This is a genomic window from Sorangium sp. So ce836, assembly GCF_028553905.1.
GTDB classification, from domain to species: domain Bacteria; phylum Myxococcota_A; class Polyangia; order Polyangiales; family Polyangiaceae; genus Sorangium; species Sorangium cellulosum_D.
The window spans coordinates 739,166-755,278 of the sequence record NZ_CP102233.1; the positions used below are offsets into that span (position 1 = coordinate 739,166).

At 73.0% G+C, this 16,113-nt stretch carries 16 protein-coding genes and 1 tRNA gene; 14 read left to right on the plus strand and 3 right to left on the minus strand.

The genetic code is table 11. The annotated features are described in order from the left end of the window. Nucleotides 1–12 precede the first annotated feature (12 nt). Nucleotides 13–2,295, minus strand: a complete 2,283-nt coding sequence (locus NQZ70_RS02785) for a DUF4139 domain-containing protein (RefSeq protein WP_237244962.1) — start codon at nucleotides 2,293–2,295, stop codon at nucleotides 13–15. Nucleotides 2,296–2,369: 74 nt separating this feature from the next. After that, nucleotides 2,370–4,058: an Eco57I restriction-modification methylase domain-containing protein gene (locus NQZ70_RS02790; RefSeq protein ID WP_129572839.1), complete on the minus strand. Its 1,689-nt coding sequence runs from the start codon at nucleotides 4,056–4,058 to the stop codon at nucleotides 2,370–2,372. 269 nt (nucleotides 4,059–4,327) lie between these two features. On the opposite strand from NQZ70_RS02790, the gene NQZ70_RS02795 reads away from it, so the two are divergent. The 13 genes from NQZ70_RS02795 to NQZ70_RS02855 all read left to right on the plus strand — a co-directional run bounded on the left by NQZ70_RS02795 (nucleotide 4,328) and on the right by NQZ70_RS02855 (nucleotide 15,181). Beyond that, entirely contained in the window at nucleotides 4,328–4,453 is a 126-nt protein-coding gene (locus NQZ70_RS02795) for a hypothetical protein (protein WP_257792764.1), read from the plus strand. After that, nucleotides 4,450–5,013 carry a holo-ACP synthase gene (gene acpS / locus NQZ70_RS02800; RefSeq protein ID WP_129572840.1) on the plus strand — a complete coding sequence of 188 codons (564 nt, stop codon included), beginning with the start codon at nucleotides 4,450–4,452 and terminating at the stop codon, nucleotides 5,011–5,013. The genes NQZ70_RS02795 and acpS overlap by 4 nt, the downstream gene beginning before the upstream one ends. Then, complete coding sequence (locus tag NQZ70_RS02805) at nucleotides 5,010–6,836, plus strand: NAD(P)H-hydrate dehydratase (protein WP_129572841.1); 1,827 nt, start codon at nucleotides 5,010–5,012, stop codon at nucleotides 6,834–6,836. Before acpS ends, NQZ70_RS02805 begins: the two co-directional genes overlap by 4 nt. Before the next feature lie 200 nt (nucleotides 6,837–7,036). After that, nucleotides 7,037–7,723 (plus strand): RNA polymerase sigma factor, encoded by a 687-nt coding sequence (locus tag NQZ70_RS02810; RefSeq protein WP_129572842.1) that lies wholly within the window; start codon nucleotides 7,037–7,039, stop codon nucleotides 7,721–7,723. A 98-nt stretch (nucleotides 7,724–7,821) separates the two neighbouring features. Beyond that, a complete protein-coding gene (locus tag NQZ70_RS02815; RefSeq protein ID WP_129572843.1) occupies nucleotides 7,822–9,177 on the plus strand; it encodes an NAD(P)/FAD-dependent oxidoreductase in 1,356 nt (451 codons plus the stop codon). A 58-nt stretch (nucleotides 9,178–9,235) separates the two neighbouring features. Continuing rightward, nucleotides 9,236–9,907, plus strand: coding sequence for a helix-turn-helix domain-containing protein (locus tag NQZ70_RS02820; protein ID WP_237244963.1), 672 nt, complete (start codon nucleotides 9,236–9,238; stop codon nucleotides 9,905–9,907). 159 nt (nucleotides 9,908–10,066) lie between these two features. Next, nucleotides 10,067–10,390: a DUF2325 domain-containing protein gene (locus NQZ70_RS02825; RefSeq protein ID WP_061621920.1), complete on the plus strand. Its 324-nt coding sequence runs from the start codon at nucleotides 10,067–10,069 to the stop codon at nucleotides 10,388–10,390. Between the two features lie 17 nt (nucleotides 10,391–10,407). Then, nucleotides 10,408–11,436 (plus strand): sulfate ABC transporter substrate-binding protein, encoded by a 1,029-nt coding sequence (locus tag NQZ70_RS02830; protein ID WP_165373761.1) that lies wholly within the window; start codon nucleotides 10,408–10,410, stop codon nucleotides 11,434–11,436. A gap of 6 nt (nucleotides 11,437–11,442) precedes the next feature. Further along, the gene (gene cysT / locus NQZ70_RS02835; RefSeq protein WP_129572845.1) at nucleotides 11,443–12,348 is read left to right on the plus strand and encodes a sulfate ABC transporter permease subunit CysT; all 906 of its coding nucleotides are present in this window, start codon (nucleotides 11,443–11,445) and stop codon (nucleotides 12,346–12,348) included. Continuing rightward, the gene (gene cysW / locus NQZ70_RS02840) at nucleotides 12,348–13,253 is read left to right on the plus strand and encodes a sulfate ABC transporter permease subunit CysW (RefSeq protein WP_129572846.1); all 906 of its coding nucleotides are present in this window, start codon (nucleotides 12,348–12,350) and stop codon (nucleotides 13,251–13,253) included. Before cysT ends, cysW begins: the two co-directional genes overlap by 1 nt. Before the next feature lie 61 nt (nucleotides 13,254–13,314). Next, nucleotides 13,315–14,136, plus strand: a complete 822-nt coding sequence (locus NQZ70_RS02845) for a hypothetical protein (protein WP_237244965.1) — start codon at nucleotides 13,315–13,317, stop codon at nucleotides 14,134–14,136. A gap of 373 nt (nucleotides 14,137–14,509) precedes the next feature. Continuing rightward, a tRNA-Cys gene (locus NQZ70_RS02850) sits at nucleotides 14,510–14,581 on the plus strand. 96 nt (nucleotides 14,582–14,677) lie between these two features. Continuing rightward, nucleotides 14,678–15,181, plus strand: coding sequence for a GNAT family N-acetyltransferase (locus NQZ70_RS02855; RefSeq protein WP_129572847.1), 504 nt, complete (start codon nucleotides 14,678–14,680; stop codon nucleotides 15,179–15,181). On the opposite strand, the gene NQZ70_RS02860 is transcribed toward NQZ70_RS02855, so the two are convergent. Continuing rightward, on the minus strand, nucleotides 15,151–15,561 hold the full coding sequence (locus NQZ70_RS02860; RefSeq protein WP_129572848.1) for an SET domain-containing protein: 411 nt from the start codon (nucleotides 15,559–15,561) through the stop codon (nucleotides 15,151–15,153). The two genes, NQZ70_RS02855 and NQZ70_RS02860, sit on opposite strands and share 31 nt — an antisense overlap. A gap of 138 nt (nucleotides 15,562–15,699) precedes the next feature. On the opposite strand from NQZ70_RS02860, the gene NQZ70_RS02865 reads away from it, so the two are divergent. After that, on the plus strand, nucleotides 15,700–16,110 hold the full coding sequence (locus NQZ70_RS02865; RefSeq protein WP_129572849.1) for a hypothetical protein: 411 nt from the start codon (nucleotides 15,700–15,702) through the stop codon (nucleotides 16,108–16,110). Nucleotides 16,111–16,113 lie beyond the last annotated feature (3 nt).

Consider the following 16,113-nt stretch of genomic DNA (forward strand, 5'->3'; position numbering starts at 1 on the left):
CAATTTCTCCTGTTATTCTCGACGGTTGCCGCCGACGATCTCGTTCTTGGAGGAGAGCACCACGCGGTAAGTGAAGGCGACCGAGGCCTTGCCGCCGGGCGCGATCGGCACGCGCCAGCGCAGCCCGCCGCGCACGGGCTCGCCGAGATCCTCCTGGGTGTACGGCTCGGCCCTCGGCTGCGACGAGACCAGCTTGATCTCGACGTCCTTGTCGTCGGTGACCGGGATGCGGTCGAGGACCTCGACCTCGACGCCGACGCCGAGCGACGAGGAGAGGTCGATGGTGATCGCGTGCTCGACCGAGAGCGAGCCGCCGAGCAGGCCGGCGCTCGACTCGTCGACGCGGGCGTTCCTCGCGACCCGGATCCGCTCCTCGACGCCGAGGCCGGCGCGGAGGAGGCCGCCCCGATCGACGTGCCCGAGCGAGGACTGCGCGGCGAGGGCGCCGTCGACGAAGATCTCGACCGGCCCGGCGAGCAGCGGGGCGTCGAACGGGTTCTCGACGCGCGCCTCGCGGTAGACCTCGGCGGCCTCGCGCGGCGCGGCGACGAACCGCGGCGTCGCCGGGGCGCGCGCGGCGCTCAGCGCGACGCGGTGGAGCCTGCCGTTCGACGGCACGTCGGCGGCGCTCTCGCCCGCGTAGAGGTGGTCGAACTGCCCGCGCGAGTCGCGCGGATCCACGGCCCGGGGCGGCGGTCCGAGGTCGTCGATCGCCATCTGCGCCCGCCGCGCGGCGCGCCTCGACGGCCCCGGCTCGTCGCGCGCGAGCCGGCCGCGCTGCGGGCCCGTCCCGGGGAGGTGCAGCGCGTCGAAGTCGAGCCACCCTTCGACCTGCGCGGGCTCGACCGGCGCCGGGGCCGCGCCGGCGCCTTCGAGCGCGTCGCCGTGGTCGAGCAGCTCGTCCGCCGGACCGGCCCAGCGCTCGACGCTCGCGTCGTGGGCGAAGGCGGCCATGGGCGCCTCGGGCGCGCTCGCCTGGAGCGCCTGCGGCGGGGGCGGGCCGCCGTAGCCGCCGCCGAACGAGGGGAGCGACAGCCCGCGCGACTTGCGCGCCGGCGCGGCGAGCGGCATCGGCGCGGCGGCCGGCGCCGGGGGCGGCATCGGGGCCGCGGTGCGCTCCCGCCGCATCGGCGGCGGGGCGGCTGGGGCGCGAGGAGGCGGCGGCAGCGCGGCCCCGCCGGCTGGAGGCGCCATCCTGGCCATCGCCTCCCGCAGCCCGTCGCTGGCCTGGCCCGGCGCGGCCCGGCTCAGCGTGGGCTCGTCGTCGTCGTCGGGCGCGGGGGGCGGGAGCTCCGCCGGGGCGGCCGTGGGCCGCGCGGCCGGCGGGGGGAGGGCGGCGACGAAGCGGTCGAACCCCTCGAACATGGCGTCGAGGCCCTCCGGCGCGGGGCGGTAGCCGCGGCGCGGGGGGCGCTGCGCGCGGCTCAGCCGGAGCGAGGCGAGCTCCGGCAGCCGCGTGTCCTGCACGAGGTCGGCCGTGGCGAGCGCGACGCGCACGCCCTTCCAGTCCTCGCCGGACGCCTGCGCGACGAGGGCGTCGAGCTGCAGCGCGACCTCGGTCGCGCCGCGCGAGAACCGCGCCGCGTAGGCGGGCCACCACCGCGCGGCGCCGACCGCGTACTCGAGCCGGAGCGCCGGATCGCCGCCCGACCCGTCGCGCGCCGGCGCGAGCCGCACGACCACGTCGAGGCGCGCCGGCGCGCGCTCCTCGAGCTCGCCGCTCGTCGCCTGGGCGGCGTCGAGCTGCGCGGCGAGGAGCTCCTTGCGGGCGCGCTCGAGCTCGTCTTCGAGCGCGGCGAGGCGGGCGTCGAGCGCGGCGAGCTCGCCCGAGAGCAGGCCGCTCACCGCGAGGGCGTCGCGGATCCGGGCCGCCGGGTCGCCCGGCCGGAAGCGCCGCGCGAGCTCCGGGTGGAGCGCGACGGCCCCGAGCTGGTCGCGCCAGCGGCGGAGGTGGTCGTGCTCGGCCGACAGGCGCTCGATCGCGAGCTCGAGCGCGCGGAGCTCTGCCGAGAGCGCGCCCCGCGAGGCGGGCGCCGGGGGCACGGCGAGCCGCGCGCGCACGCCGACGACCTCGCGCGGCGCGGCCGCCGCCGTGTCCGGCGGGCCGCCCGCGGCCGCCACGAGCGCGCGGAAGCTCCCCGGCTCGGCGAGGGGCGTGACCCCCGGCACCGAGATCTCGAGCGCCCCGCGGGGCAGGGGCGCCGCGAGCTCGACGCGGCGGGTGACGATCGCCCCGCGCGCGTACACGACGACCGCCTCGATACGGCTAGCGCACTCGATCTTCTCCGCCGTCATCCGTTCGTCCCTCGCCCGCGAACGTTGTCTGGAGGCGCGACGGTATCACGCCGCGCCCGGCGCCCGATAGCGGGCTATCTCCTCGTGTCGAGGAAGCTGAACCCCGGGAGCGCGTCGATGCCGTACGCGCGGAGCGCGAGCGCGTCGAGGCGGTGGAAATCGCGCTGCCGGAAGGAGCCGCGGAGATCGCCGATCAGCTCCTCGGGGACGCTCTCCGGCGGAGGCAGGCGGATCCGCCGCAGGTACTGGGCCTGGAAGCGCAGGTATCCGCCGCGCATCTTGACCGCGTACGACCACACGAAGAAGAGGGCGACCCTGGAGCTGAGCAGGCCGCCGAGCGCCTCCATGTCCCAGGCCTCCGACGTGACGAAGTAGAGGTTGTGGTGCGGGAGGAACCTGCCCTCCTCGTAGGCCACCTCGTTGGATCCTGCGATGTCGGGGATGAGGAGCTTCGGGGCGGAGGCGAGCTCGGGGACCACGCGATCGATGGTGCGAAACCAGCTCGCGGCGCTCCTCTGGGCGATGTAGCGTTTCCTGATCTCGGCCTCGTGGGCGCGCAGGTATCCGGCGAGCTTCGGGTATTGTTCCAGATTGACCACCTTGCCGTCGTCGCCGAACGTGTTGATGACGAACCGCCCGGCGTCCCGGACGCGGCCGCCGTCGAGCTGGTCTCGGAGGACGAGCGGCACGAGGCGGTCGCGCTCGATATCGACCTCGTCGCCGACGATGTAGATCCTGTCGTTTCCGGTGGCGACGCCGATGCCGACGCGGGTCCCGCCCACCTCCTCGATCGGCGCGAACCGCGCCTCGAGGGCGCGCAGGGCCTCGAGGTGCTCCGGCGAGCTGAGCACCCACGGGTCGTCCCCCTCGAACCAGGAGGGGTACTCCGACACGGCGACGCCGCCGCGCTCCGGCGCGCCCCGCAGGGCCGCGGACGCGGCCTCGCACTCCTCCGGAGAGGCGGTGCGCAGCGTCGCGACCGGGACGCTCCCTGTCTTGCCGGGCGACACGGCGAATATCGACGGATAGGCGACGACGTCCGACTCGAACGGGGAGGCGCGGTGCAGGTCGACATAGCACTGCACCCGGAACCACCTCGAGAGCATGCGGCGGAGCGGGGCGCCGTACCGGTTGAGGGTCCACCGGTCGGCGCAGATGAAGGAGAGGACCCCGCCGGGCGCGAGGAGATCGAGGCCGCGCTCGATGAACGCGACGTAGAGATCGGCGCGGTCGTAGAGCGACCTGTACCGCTGGCGATACTCCTCCTGCAGCTCGGGCGAGAGCTGCTCGATCCGGACGTAGGGCGGGTTTCCTACCACCGCGTCGAAGCGGCGGCCCTGGCTGGTGAGCAGGAAGTCGCCGTGGGCGATCCAGGCCTCCGCGAGGCGCTCCGCGTCGCCGTGGGGCAGCCCGAGCCGGGCGAGCGCGCCGGCGACGGCGACGCGGGAGCGGTCGACGTGATCGCGCGCGATGTCGTACGACCGGATCGCGGACGCGATTTGCAAGAGGTCGCGGTCGTGGCGGCGCGCCGACTGGATCAGCCGCTCGGCGGCCGGGACGAGGAACGCGCCGTGGCCGCAGGCGGGCTCGAGCAGCGAAAGCGACGCGAGATCCCGGTCCGCCGTGTAGCCCGCGAGATCGAGGATGAGATTGACGACGTGGGGCTTGGTCAGCACCACGCCGTGGGTCTCGCCCGACGAGCGCTCGCCGTAGTCGTAGGCGCTCGGCGGGAGCATGACCGTCAGATCGAGGGCTGTCTGCATGGGCGCCGCGAGGAGATGCTAGCCGCGATCGGCGCCCTCCGGCGACGCCCGCCGCGCTCGCCGCGCTCGCCGCGCTCGCCGCGCTCGCCGCGCTCGCCGCGCTCGCCGCGCTCGCCGCGCTGCGCCGGCGCCGGAGGCCGCGGCCGCCTGCCGCGCGCCGAGCCTCCGCCCCGCCGGCGCGCGGCCCGCGAGGGCGTTTCTCCGCGATCGGGGGAGACGCGGATCGCGTTTCACGGGGCGTCGCCATTGAATAGGGTAGAGTCGCCCGCATGGCCTTCCCCCTGTGTCTCTGTTCCGGCGATCGCGCCGCGGTGAGCGCCGCCTGCGAGGGCGCCGCGCCGCCGCCGGCCGTCGCGCCCGGGCCAGGCCGCCGGCTCCTCGAGGTGGCCGCGTGATCCTCGGCATCGGCATCGACGTCTGCGGCATCGGACGCATGGAGGAGGCGCTCGCGCGGTGGGGGGATCGGTTCTGGGAGCGCGTGCTGTCCGAGCCCGAGCGGCGCTCGCTCGCGCACCGTGTCGACCGGGCGACCGCGCTCGCGGGCCGCTTCGCCGCGAAGGAGGCGGTGGTGAAGGCGCTGGCCGGGGCCCCGGGGGTCGGCTGGCACCACCTGGAGGTCCGCGGCGCGCCGCGCACGCCGCCGACGATGGCGCTCCACGGCCCGGCGCGCGCGCTCGCGGCTCGCCTGGGCGTCACGCGGGTGCACCTGTCGATCACGCACGACGCCGGGGTGGCGGCGGCGGTGGTGATCCTGGAAGGGGACGGCGAAGGCCGATCCCCGACGACGGATGACGAGGACGGCGAAGGCCGATCCCCGACGACGGATGACGAGGACGGCGAAGGCCGATCCCCGACGACGGATGACGAGGGCGGCGAGAGCCGATCCGCGACGACGAATGACGAGGGCGGCGAGAGCCGATCCCACCTGGACGACGAAGGGAAAGAGCGCTCGTGATTCCGGTCCTCTCACGCGCGCAGATGCGCGCCTTCGACAAGCACGCGATCCACCATTGCCACGTCCCCGGCGTGGTCCTCATGGAGAACGCGGGCCGCGGCGCCGCCGACGTGATCTCGGCCATCATCGAGGCGCGCAGCGCCGCGCCGTCCGGCGCCGCCGCGCTCTCCGGCCACGCCGCGCGCCTCGGCCACGCCGCGCGCCCTGCGCCGCCGCCGCACCTGGCCGCGCCCGCCAAGGCGCTCTGGCCCGCGACGCTGGCCTCCGGCGGCGGCCCTCGCTCCGGGAGCGTCCCGCCGCCGCCGAACGGCCGCCGCGACGCCGACGACGCCCGCGCCGCGCGGGTCCGCGCGTTCCCGGTGCGGCACGTCCCGAGCCCCGGCCAGCCCGCGACGTACCCGCTCCACGCCCGCGTCGTCGTCGTCTGCGGCGCCGGCAACAACGGCGGCGACGGCTTCGTCGTGGCGCGCCACCTCGTCGCCCGCGGCGCGGAGGTCCAGGTCTTCCTGGCGGCCTCGTCCGAGAAGGTCACCGGCGACAGCCGCATCAACCACGACGCGTACGTCGATCTCGGCGGCGCGCTGACCGAGCTCCCCCCGGGCGCGCCGCTCGCCCCGCTCGAGGCCGCGCTCGCGGAGGCCGATCTCGTGGTCGACGCCCTCTTCGGCACGGGCCTCGACCGCCCGATCGAGGGGCACCTCGCCGACGTCATCGGCGTCCTCAACACGGCCACCTGCCTCTGCATCGCGCTCGACGTGCCCTCGGGCCTCGACGCCGACAGCGGCGCGCCGCTCGGCGCCGCGGTGCAGGCCGACGAGACCGTCACGTTCGGCCACCTCAAGATCGGCCTGCTCACGCCCGAGGGCGCGCGGCTCGCCGGCAACGTCCACGTGGTCGATCTCGGCGTCCCGGACCGGCCGATCCTCGCCGAGGTGGGCCACGTCGCGGAGGTCATCCGCAAGGAGACGGTCGGCGCGTCGTTGCGCCCGCGCGAGGCGAGCGTCTACAAGCACCAGGCGGGCAACGTGCTCGTGATCGCCGGGTCGTCCGGCAAGCTCGGCGCCGCGCTGCTGACGGCGCGCGCCGCGATGCGCACGGGCGCGGGGCTCGTGACGATCTGCACCTGGGCCGACGCCGCGCCCGCGATGGAGTCGCGCGTCGTGGAGCTGATGACGACCTCGATCGATCCGGACGGTATCGCCGCGTCGCTCGACGGCGCGCTCGCCGGGCGGCGGGCGGTCGCGATCGGCCCTGGCCTCGGCCTCGACGAGCGGGCGCGGGCCGCGGTGGATCACGTCGTGCTCGGCTGGGACGGCCTGAAGGTCGTCGACGCGGACGCCCTGACGCACTTCGCCGGCCGCCCCGAGGCGCTCGCGACCGCGCGCGGGCGCCTCATCCTGACGCCGCACTCCGGCGAGCTCGGCCGGCTGCTGGGCCGGAGCGCGCGGGCCGTCGAGGAGGACCGCTTCGGCGCCGTGCGCGAGGCGGTGGCCCGCACCGGGGCGATCGTCCTGTTGAAGGGGGCGCGCACGGTCATCGCGCTCCCGGACGGCCGCATGTTCATCTGCATGGCGGGCAACCCGGCGCTCGCCACCGCCGGATCGGGCGACGTCCTGACCGGCATGATCGCGGCGCTCCTGTGCTCGATGGAGCCTTCCGCCGCCGCGAGCGCGGGGGTGTTGATCCACGCGCTCGCCGGGGACGTGTGGCGCGCGCAGACGGGCAGCGATCGGGGGCTGCTCGCGAGCGAGATCGCGGAGCTCGTGCCCGGCCTGATCGCGGCCCTGGCCGCCGGCGGCGATCCGCTGTCCGGCCAGATCTAAACAAAAGCCCCCGCGGGCGCGTCCGCCGGGCCGGCGCGCCCCGCGGGCCTCTTCGCCACTCTGACGGGCCGCGGCGACCTGCTGTCGATTTGACACGCGCCCGCGTGCCTCCGCCCGCGCCATCCAGCGCCTTTCGCGCCCTTCGCGCGATCCCCTCGGTGGCACCTGCCTTGCCAGCGCTCATCGCAGGAGGTCCCGCCATGCTCGTCCACCCCGCCCATGCCCCCGCCCGGTCCCCGAATCCAGCGCCGCTGTTGCCCGGCGTGACACGCGCGGTCGGGCGCGGGCCGTCGCTCGGCGCGGCCCGGACGGCGCCGGGCGCGGGCGCGCGGGCGGCCGTCGACGAGCTGCTCCGGGGCCTTGTCGAAATGACACCGGAGCTCTTCGGCCGCGCGCTGCGGCTCTCCCGATCGCCCGCGACGGCGGAGGACCTCGTGCAGGACACGGTGGAGCGCGCCATCCGGTTCGCGGGTAGTTACGAGCCCGGGACCAACCTGCGGGCGTGGGTGCACCAGATCCTCTTCAGCGTCTTCATCACGCGCTGCCGGCGCAGCCGCCGCGAGCGCAACGCCCTCGACGTGCTCGCGACCGACCCGTGCGCCTGGACCGCGCCGGAGCGCCGCGCCGACATGCACGCCCTGTCGCCCGGCGTGCGGCGCGCGCTCGCGACGCTCCCGCCGAGCTTCCGCGACACCGTGGTGCTCGTGGACCTCGAGGAGCTTTCTTACAAGGACGCAGCGACGCAGCTGGGCGTCCCGGTCGGCACCGTCATGAGCCGCCTGCACCGCGGCCGGAAGCTGCTCGCCGAGGCGCTGCGCGGCGAGGCCCGAGGCCCGAAGATCGACCTGAAGACCGACGCGCCCACGGACGTGCAGGCCGCCGCGTGATCGGCGGTCGCGCCCTCCGCGCGCCCGGCTTGCCCCCCTGATCGGCGGCCCCTACCATCGGCGTGCCACCGAGGAGGCGTTCCTCGCCAGGAGGCACCATGGCAACGACGGCGAAAGAGCCCCACGTCGTGATCGTCGGCGGAGGCTTCGGCGGCCTGAACGCGGCAAAGGCGCTTCGCAACGCCCCCGTCCGGGTCACGCTCATCGACAGGACCAATCACCACCTGTTCCAGCCGCTGCTCTACCAGGTGGCCACCGCCAGCCTCTCGCCGGCCGACATCGCGGTTCCGATCCGCTCGGTCCTGTCGCGCCAGCGCAACGTCCGGGTCCTGCTCGGCGAGGTCACGGGCGTCGATCTCGCCGGCCGGCGCATCACCGTCGACGCCGACACGATGAAGTACGATTACCTCATCCTCGCGGTCGGCGCGGCGAACAACTACTTTGGCCACGAGGAGTGGGCCCGCTTCGCGCCGGCGCTCAAGAACCTCGACGAGGCGCTCACCATCCGCGAGCGCATGCTGCTCGCCTTCGAGGCCGCCGAGCGCGAAACGGACCCCGCCGTGCGGCGGCGGCTGCTCACCTTCGTCGTCATCGGCGGCGGCGCCACGGGCGTCGAGATGGCCGGCGCCTTCGCCGAGCTCGCGCGCTACATCCTCGAGCGCGACTTCCGCTCCCTCGACGCCTCGCTCTCGCGCGTGCTGCTCGTCGAGATCGGCCAGCGCATCCTCCAGGCCTTCCCCGACAGCCTCTCGGCGAGCGCCGAGGAGCAGCTCACGTCGCTCGGGGTCGAGGTCATCAAGGGCCGCCGCTTCCGGACCATCGACGAGCAGGGGGTCGAGTTCGAGGACGGCGAGCGCCTCCCCGCCGCGACGGTCATCTGGGCGGCGGGGGTCCGCGGCACCCCGCTCGCGCGCGCCCTCGGGGTCGAGCTGGATCGCATCGGCCGCGTGAAGGTCGAGCCGGACTGCTCCCTGCCCGGCCACCCGCACGCCTTCGCGATCGGCGACATGGCCATGCTCCGCGACCGGAACGGCGTCGAGGTGCCCGGCCTCAGCCCCGCCGCGATCCAGGAGGGGCGCTTCGTCGCGCGCTGCATCCTCGGCGACCTCGCCGGCCGCCCGCGCGGGCAGTTCGCCTACCGGGACAAGGGGACGATGGCGACCATCGGCCGCTCGCGCGCCATCGCCAGGGTCGGGAGCCTGCAGATGTCCGGCTCGATCGCGTGGCTCGCCTGGCTGGGCGTCCACGTGCTCTTCCTCATCGGCTTCAAGAACCGCTTCGCCGTCATGTTCGCGTGGATGTGGCAGTACATCACCTTCAAGCGCGGCGCCCGGCTCATCACCGGCCACACCGCCCGCGCCGCGCTCCCCGCGGCGGCGCCCGCGGCCTCCCCCCCGGCGCCCCGCCCGTCGGCCAGGGGCGCGGTGGCGGACGCCGTCTCCGGCGGCGCCTGAGCGCCGTCCGCGCTCGCTTGCTTGACGCGCGGCCTCCACCATGGCGGATACGCCTCCAGTGAAGGCACGCAGAGCCCAGCCATCCGCGCGAGCGGCGACCGCCGAGCCGCCGCCGCCCCCGCCCCCGGCGAGCGAGCCGGGCGGGGACGACCTCGCGCTCGACGAATCCTCGGACCTCACGCCGGTCGTCGCCACCAACCTGAAGCGGTTCCGGGCCGAGCGCGGCCTGTCGCTCGAGCGCCTGGCGAAGGCGTCCGGGGTGAGCCGGGCGATGCTCGGGCAGATCGAGCTGGGCCAGAGCACGCCGACCATCAACGTCCTCTGGAAGATCGCGCGCGCCCTCGGGGTCCCGTTCTCGGCGCTGATGAGCCAGGCGGCCTCGCCCGTCACGACCGTCATGCAGGCCTCGCACGCGCGCATCCTGCGCTCGCGCAACGGCGAGTTCTCCTCCCGGGCGCTCTTCCCGATGGACCGGCCGCGCAACGTGGAGTTCTACGAGCTCCGCCTCGCGCCGCGCTCCGTGGAGCACGCCGACGCGCACGCCCCCGGGACCTCGGAGAACCTGATCGTCACGGAGGGCTCGGTGGAGATCACCGTGGCCGGCGAGCGGCGCGTCCTCGAGACCGGCGACGCCATCCTGTTCGAGGCCGACAGCCCCCACAGCTACCGCAACCTGGGCGGCGCCGAGGCCGTCATGTACCTCGTCATGACGTACGGATCGCGCGGGTAGCCCCCCACCGTTTCCGGACCCCGGCCGCCGCGTGTCCCTCCGGTATCCAAGACGTGTCCTCCGTTATATTGTCAGATTCCGCTTGCGTCCTCTGCTTTAGCGTGAGATATGTCCGCTATAGCGGCGGGAGCCCGCTGCTGGTATCAAGGAGACGGCGCGATGCGGATCACCTGGATCGGTGGGTTGGATCGCAACCAGGCGCAGCTGGAGCGGATGGCGTTGCAGGCCGGGCACCGTCTGGAGTTTCACACGGGCAACACGGGGGGCCGCGGGGCGGCCGAGATGCGGGCGGCCATCGAGCGGGCGGACCTCGTCATCGTGCTGACCGACGTGAACAGCCACGGCGGCGTGCTGCTCGCCAAGAAGCTCTGCCAGAAGCTCGGCCGGGCGGCCTTCATGGCCCGCCGCGTCGGGGCGGCGCGCTTCCAGCAGCTCCTCGACGCGCTCGCGCAGCGTGAAGCGCGGTATCTGGCGACCGGATGAGGGAGTGAGGACGAGCGATGCGATGCTTGATGATGGTGCTCTGCTGCGTGCTCGCGCTGGCCGGGTGCTCGAAGAGCGAGGCGAGCAAATCGGGCTCGGTGCAGCTCCTGAACGTCTCGTACGACCCCACGCGCGAGCTCTACGAGGAGGTGAACGCCGCCTTCGCGAAGCGCTGGAAGGAGCAGAGCGGGCAGGACATCACCGTCAAGCAGTCGCACGGCGGCTCGGGCAAGCAGGCCCGGTCGGTGATCGACGGGCTCGAGGCGGACGTGGTCACGCTCGCGCTCGCCTATGACGTCGACGCGCTCGTGCCGAGCGGCCGCCTCAAGGAGGGGTGGCAGGCGCGCCTCAAGGACAACAGCGCTCCTTACACGTCGACGATCGTCTTCCTGGTGCGCGCGGGCAACCCGAAGGGCATCAAGGACTGGGACGATCTCGTGAAGGAGGGCGTCGCGGTCATCACGCCGAACCCGAAGACCTCCGGCGGCGCGCGGTGGAACTACCTGGCCGCGTGGGGGTACGAGCTGAAGCGGACGGGCGGCGACGAGGCCAAGGCGAAGGAGTTCATCGGCCGCCTGTTCAAGAACGTGCCCGTCCTCGACACGGGCGCGCGCGGCTCGACCACCACGTTCGTCGAGCGCGGGCTCGGCGACGTCCTGATCGCTTGGGAAAACGAGGCGCTGCTCGCGGTGAAGCAGAGCGGGCAGAACGGTAAGGACAAGTTCGAGGTGGTCGTGCCGTCGATCAGCATCCTCGCCGAGCCTCCTGTCGCGGTGGTCGACAAGGTGGTCGACAAGCGAGGGACGCGGGCGGCGGCGGAGGCGTACCTCAACTTCCTCTACACGGAGGAGGGGCAGCGCATCGCGGTGAAGCACTTCTACCGCCCGCGGCATCCGTCGGTCCTCGCGGCGGCCGAGTCGGAGGGCGTCTTCCAGAAGGTCGCGCTCTTCTCGATTGACGAGGTGTTCGGCGGGTGGCAAAAAGCCCAGAAGGCGCACTTCTCCGACGGCGGCGTCTTCGACCAGATCTACCAGGCCGGCAAGTAAATTTCTGTGGCTCTCCTCTGGCGGCGACAGAGCGTTCTGCCCGGCTTCGGGCTCGCGATGGGGATTACGGTAACGTACCTGTCGCTGCTCGTGCTCGTCCCGCTGTCGATGATCTTCCTCAAGACGGCGACGCTGGGGCCCGGCGAGATCTGGGATGTGGTGACGTCTCCGCGCGCGATCGCCTCCTTGAAGATCAGCTTCTCCGCGTCGCTCATCGCGGCGGGCATCAACGCGGTCTTCGGCGTGCTCGTGGCGTGGGTGCTCGTGCGCTACAGCTTCCCGGGCAAGTCGATCGTCGACGCGCTCGTCGATCTGCCGTTCGCGTTGCCGACGGCGGTCGGCGGCATCGCGCTCACGGCCATCTACGCGCAGCAGGGGTGGGTCGGCCGGTTCCTCTACCCGCTCGGGATCCAGAGCGCGTTCAGCCGCCTCGGCGTGGTAATCGCGCTCACCTTCGTGGGGCTCCCGTTCGTCGTGCGGACGGTCCAGCCGGTGATGGAGGAGCTCGAGGTGGACCAGGAAGAGGCGGCGGCGTCGCTCGGCGCGGGCCGCTTCGAGATCTTCCGCCGGATCCTCCTGCCGGCGCTCTGGCCCTCGATCCTCACCGGGTTCGCGATGTCGTTCGCGAGGGCGTTCGGCGAGTACGGCTCGGTCGTGTTCATCTCGGGGAACATGCCGCTCAAGACCGAGATCATGCCGCTCGTCATCATGACGAAGCTCGAGCAGTACGACTATGCGGGGGCGACGGCGCTCGCCCTCCTGATGCTGATCTGCTCCTTCGTGCTCCTGTTCGTGATCAACCGACTCCAGCGCTGGAGCGGCTCGCGCGTCTCGTCGCGGAGCCCGGTCGAGGCGCCGCGCGCGGCGCCCGAGGGGGCCGCGGGGGCCGGCGCGCCGGGGGTCGCGTCGTAATGGCGGGCGCGGCGGGCAAGCTGCGGGTGAGGTCGCGCGGGGCGGTGCGCGGCGCGACCTCCGAGCCCACGCTGGTGCGCTGGGCGCTCACGGCGGCGGCGCTCGCGTTCCTCGGGTTCTTCCTCTTCCTGCCGGTCGTGGCGGTGTTCATCGAGGCGCTGAAGGACGGCCTCTCGGGCTACTGGCGGGCGATCACCGCGCCGGACGCCGTGGCCGCGATCCAGCTGACGCTCACGACCGCGCTCATCGCCGTGCCGCTCAACCTCGTCTTCGGCGTGGCCGCGGCCTGGGCGATCGCGCGCTTCGAGTTCACCGGCAAGAGCCTGCTGGTCACGCTGATCGACCTGCCGTTCGCCGTCTCGCCGGTGATCTCCGGCATGATCTTCGTGCTCCTGTTCGGTGCGCAGGGGGTGATCGGCCCCTGGCTCCTCGATCACGACATCCAGGTGATCTTCGATCGCCCCGGGATCATCCTGGCGACGACGTTCGTGACGTTCCCCTTCGTCGCGCGCGAGCTCATCCCGTTCCTGGAGAGCCAGGGGGCGGACGAGGAGCACGCGGCGCTGTCGCTCGGCGCGAGCGGGTGGAGCATGTTCTTCCGCATCACCCTGCCCAACGCGAAGTGGGGTCTGCTCTACGGGGTGGTGCTCTGCAACGCGAGGGCGATGGGCGAGTTCGGCGCGGTGTCGGTCGTCTCCGGCCACATCCGGGGGCAGACCAACACGATGCCGCTGCACGTCGAGGTGCTCTACAACGAGTTCCACTTCTCGGCGGCGTTCGCCGTCGCCTCGCTGCTCGTCCTCCTCGCGCTCTTCACGCTCGTGGTAAAGCGCCTGATCGAGCACCGGGCGCAACGCGAGACCGGCCCGGAGCTGGACGAGACGGCGAAGGCCGGCGCGGGCTGACCGGGCTGCGCCCGGCTTGCGATGGGCCCCCAGCGCTCCAGGTTCGAGCGAGGGGGGTACGATGCGGTTCTTGGACGCGATTGGGCGTGCGATCGGGGGAGTCCTGTCTCCCATCGCCTTTGAGGGCAGCCTTCTCCGGGGAGCGAGGCTGTTCCACCCGGACGGCGTGGTCTACTGCGCGGGGGTGAAGCCGCTCGCGGTGGAGGGCGAGGTCGGCGCGCTGGCGCAGCGGCTCGGGGGGCCGGCGCTCGTGCGGCTGTCGGGCGGGATCTGGCGATGGCGGAGCGTCAAGGTCGAGCGCCGACCGGACGTCCTGGGAATCGCGGTGCGCTTCCGGACGAGCGAAGAGGTGACGCCGGTGGTGAGCGCCGGCGATCAGGATCTCATCTTCTTGAGCGCGCGGCGCCTGTGGCTGCTTCCGATCGCGATCTTCACGACGAAGACGCGTGATTTCTTGGACAACCACTATTACGCGCAGCTGCCGTTCGACGTGGAGGGCTTCGGTCGCGCGGAGTTCCGGCTGATACCGCTGCGCCCGTCGACGGTGAAGGGCCATCGCCTGGAGAGGCTGGAGCGCTCGGCTGCGGCGGGGCTCGCGCTGCTGCGGCTCGAGGTCCGGCGCCGGGGAGCGCGGGCGCGCTGGATGCCCGTGGCCGATATCGAGCTGTACGAGCCGGTGGACATCGACCAGAACACCTTGCGCTTCAACCCGTTCCAGGCGGGGAAGGGGATCGTGCCGAGCGGGTTGATCCAGTCGACGCGGCTCTGGACCTACTGGGGCAGCTACTTCGGGCGGGTGCTCGGGGCGCGGATACGGGCGAGGCGGGCGAGCGCGGGAGCGGCGCGGAGGGCGCGGGGGGCGCGAAGGGTGCGGGAGCAGTAAGGGGCGCTCTCCGGAAGGCAGCGGTCGGCGGAGGGGGGAGGCGGGAGCGCACGGCGCGCGCTGGGGCCCCGCCGAACTCGCAAGGCCGGGCTTCCCCTCGCTGCGCGAGGAGAAGCCCCGGCAAGATGCTCAGACAGCGGCCCGTCCCCAGCGCGCGCCGTGCGCTCCCCCTCCGCCGGCTCGAGGCCGCGGAAAGCCGCGGAAGGCCTTGGACGGTCGCGAAGGCCGTGGAAGGCCGCGGAAGGCCGCGGAAGGTGCGCAACGGCGGAACTCCCGTCGAGGTGGCTCGGACGCATAAATGCCGGCGGGGCGCGGTAAAGGCGTTGACATCTGGGCAGAAGTGAGGCATGACCTCCCGCCGCTTCGAACAGTCGGTGAGGTAGCCAAGTGGTTAGGCAACGGTTTGCAAAACCGTTATACGCGGGTTCGAATCCCGTCCTCACCTCCGCAACGACGAAAGTCCGGTCCGAGCGCTGAAGCGGTCCGAGGGCAGAGCGATGGGCCAGGCTGGGACGCGAGCGCCGGTATCCTCGGAAGGCTCATGATCCGTCTCCTGACCCCGGCCGACGAGCCCTTGCTCTGGGAGATGCTCTACCAGGCCATCCACGTCCCGGAGGGCAGCCCGCCGCCCCCGCGGGACATCGTGCGCCGGCCCGAGCTCTCCAGGTACGTGCAAGGCTGGGGACAGCGGGACGATCTTGGCGTCGTGGCGCTCCAGGAAGGCGAGGTCGCAGGTGCCGCCTGGCTCCGGCGGCTCACCGGCGCGCTGCGAGGGTACGGCCACGTCGACGACGAGACCCCGGAGCTCTCCATCGCGCTCCTGCCCCAGCACCGGGGGCGAGGGCTGGGCACCCGGCTGCTGACCTCCCTGCTGGAGGAGGCCCGGAACCGCTACCCGGCCATCTCGCTGAGCGTCTCGCCGGACAACCCCGCGCTGCGGCTCTACCGACGCCTGGGTTTCGTCGAGGTGGGCCGGAACGGCGCGTCGCTCACCATGGTGCTCACGCTCTCGGATCAGCGAGGCTCGAACCAGGTGTATCCGTAATCGAAGCAGAGCTCCTCGCCCTCGTGGATGTCGCGGAGCGCTATGGCAGCCATCGAGTCCGGCACCGGACCGTCGTTCATCTCGATGTTGGGCGTCGACGAGTGGTTGTACAGCGCGAGCAGCCCCCACGCATACGCCTTCTCCCGCCCAGGCTCCTGTCCCCACGTGAACACGTGATGGAGCGCCTGACAGTCGCGGTGCTCCTCGGTCTTCAGATCCGACGCCGGGAAGCAGCTGACGGCGGCCCACTCGACGACGGTGCCCTTCGGCAAGAACCGGCGAGCGAAGACCCCACGGCCCTTGCCGGGGATGCGGCGCCAGACGACGTTCGGATGGAACTGGTTCTCGGCGATGATGGCGTCGATTTCCTGATCGGTCATGGCAGGCGCCGCGGACGCTACCACGCCTCGCCGCAGCGGGACACCGCTCGGCCGCGAGGGCGCCGGCGAGGTCCCGCCGGGCCGGCGCACAAATCGGACAGGATCTCCGGCGGCGCGCCGCACTAGAGTCGCCGCCGCATGAGACGCCTGCCGCGCGGTTCCGCCGTGGTGATCGCCGTGATCGCCGCCTTCGTACTGCTTGGATTCGTGCTCTTGTCCGCGCCGGGACACGACGATAGCCACATCACCTACTGGGCCGCGCACACCCTCGAGGAGCACGGCCAGATCCTCAATTACAACGGCGAGCGCGTGGAGCAGAGCTCCAGCCTGGCCCACGTGCTCCCTCGCGACGCGCGATTTCCTGACCTGCCTGCTCGTGGCGATCGATACGGCGCTGCTCGCCGGCACTTCCCTCGAGGGCAAGCGGACGAGCTACAGGTGGAACATCCAGTGATCGTCGGCGTCCGCGGCGCCTGGGCCCGTGATACCGTGGCTCGGCCGGAACTCCTCACCCGCGACGCGAGCGCGCTGCGGACTCCGGCGCGCTGACGC

Excerpts from the sequence above, each read along its gene's own strand:
- NQZ70_RS02865 (WP_129572849.1), top strand. The coding sequence starts at position 15,700 with ATGAGACGCCTGCCGCGCGGTTCCGCCGTGGTGATCGCCGTGATCGCC.
- NQZ70_RS02845 (WP_237244965.1), top strand. The coding sequence starts at position 13,315 with ATGCGGTTCTTGGACGCGATTGGGCGTGCGATCGGGGGAGTCCTGTCT.
- cysW (WP_129572846.1), top strand. The coding sequence starts at position 12,348 with ATGGCGGGCGCGGCGGGCAAGCTGCGGGTGAGGTCGCGCGGGGCGGTG.
- NQZ70_RS02810 (WP_129572842.1), top strand. The coding sequence starts at position 7,037 with ATGCTCGTCCACCCCGCCCATGCCCCCGCCCGGTCCCCGAATCCAGCG.
- NQZ70_RS02790 (WP_129572839.1), bottom strand. The coding sequence starts at position 4,058 with ATGCAGACAGCCCTCGATCTGACGGTCATGCTCCCGCCGAGCGCCTAC.
- NQZ70_RS02855 (WP_129572847.1), top strand. The coding sequence starts at position 14,678 with ATGATCCGTCTCCTGACCCCGGCCGACGAGCCCTTGCTCTGGGAGATG.
- NQZ70_RS02795 (WP_257792764.1), top strand. The coding sequence starts at position 4,328 with ATGGCCTTCCCCCTGTGTCTCTGTTCCGGCGATCGCGCCGCGGTGAGC.
- NQZ70_RS02825 (WP_061621920.1), top strand. The coding sequence starts at position 10,067 with ATGCGGATCACCTGGATCGGTGGGTTGGATCGCAACCAGGCGCAGCTG.
- NQZ70_RS02785 (WP_237244962.1), bottom strand. The coding sequence starts at position 2,295 with ATGACGGCGGAGAAGATCGAGTGCGCTAGCCGTATCGAGGCGGTCGTC.
- NQZ70_RS02830 (WP_165373761.1), top strand. The coding sequence starts at position 10,408 with ATGCGATGCTTGATGATGGTGCTCTGCTGCGTGCTCGCGCTGGCCGGG.
- NQZ70_RS02860 (WP_129572848.1), bottom strand. The coding sequence starts at position 15,561 with ATGACCGATCAGGAAATCGACGCCATCATCGCCGAGAACCAGTTCCAT.
- NQZ70_RS02815 (WP_129572843.1), top strand. The coding sequence starts at position 7,822 with ATGGCAACGACGGCGAAAGAGCCCCACGTCGTGATCGTCGGCGGAGGC.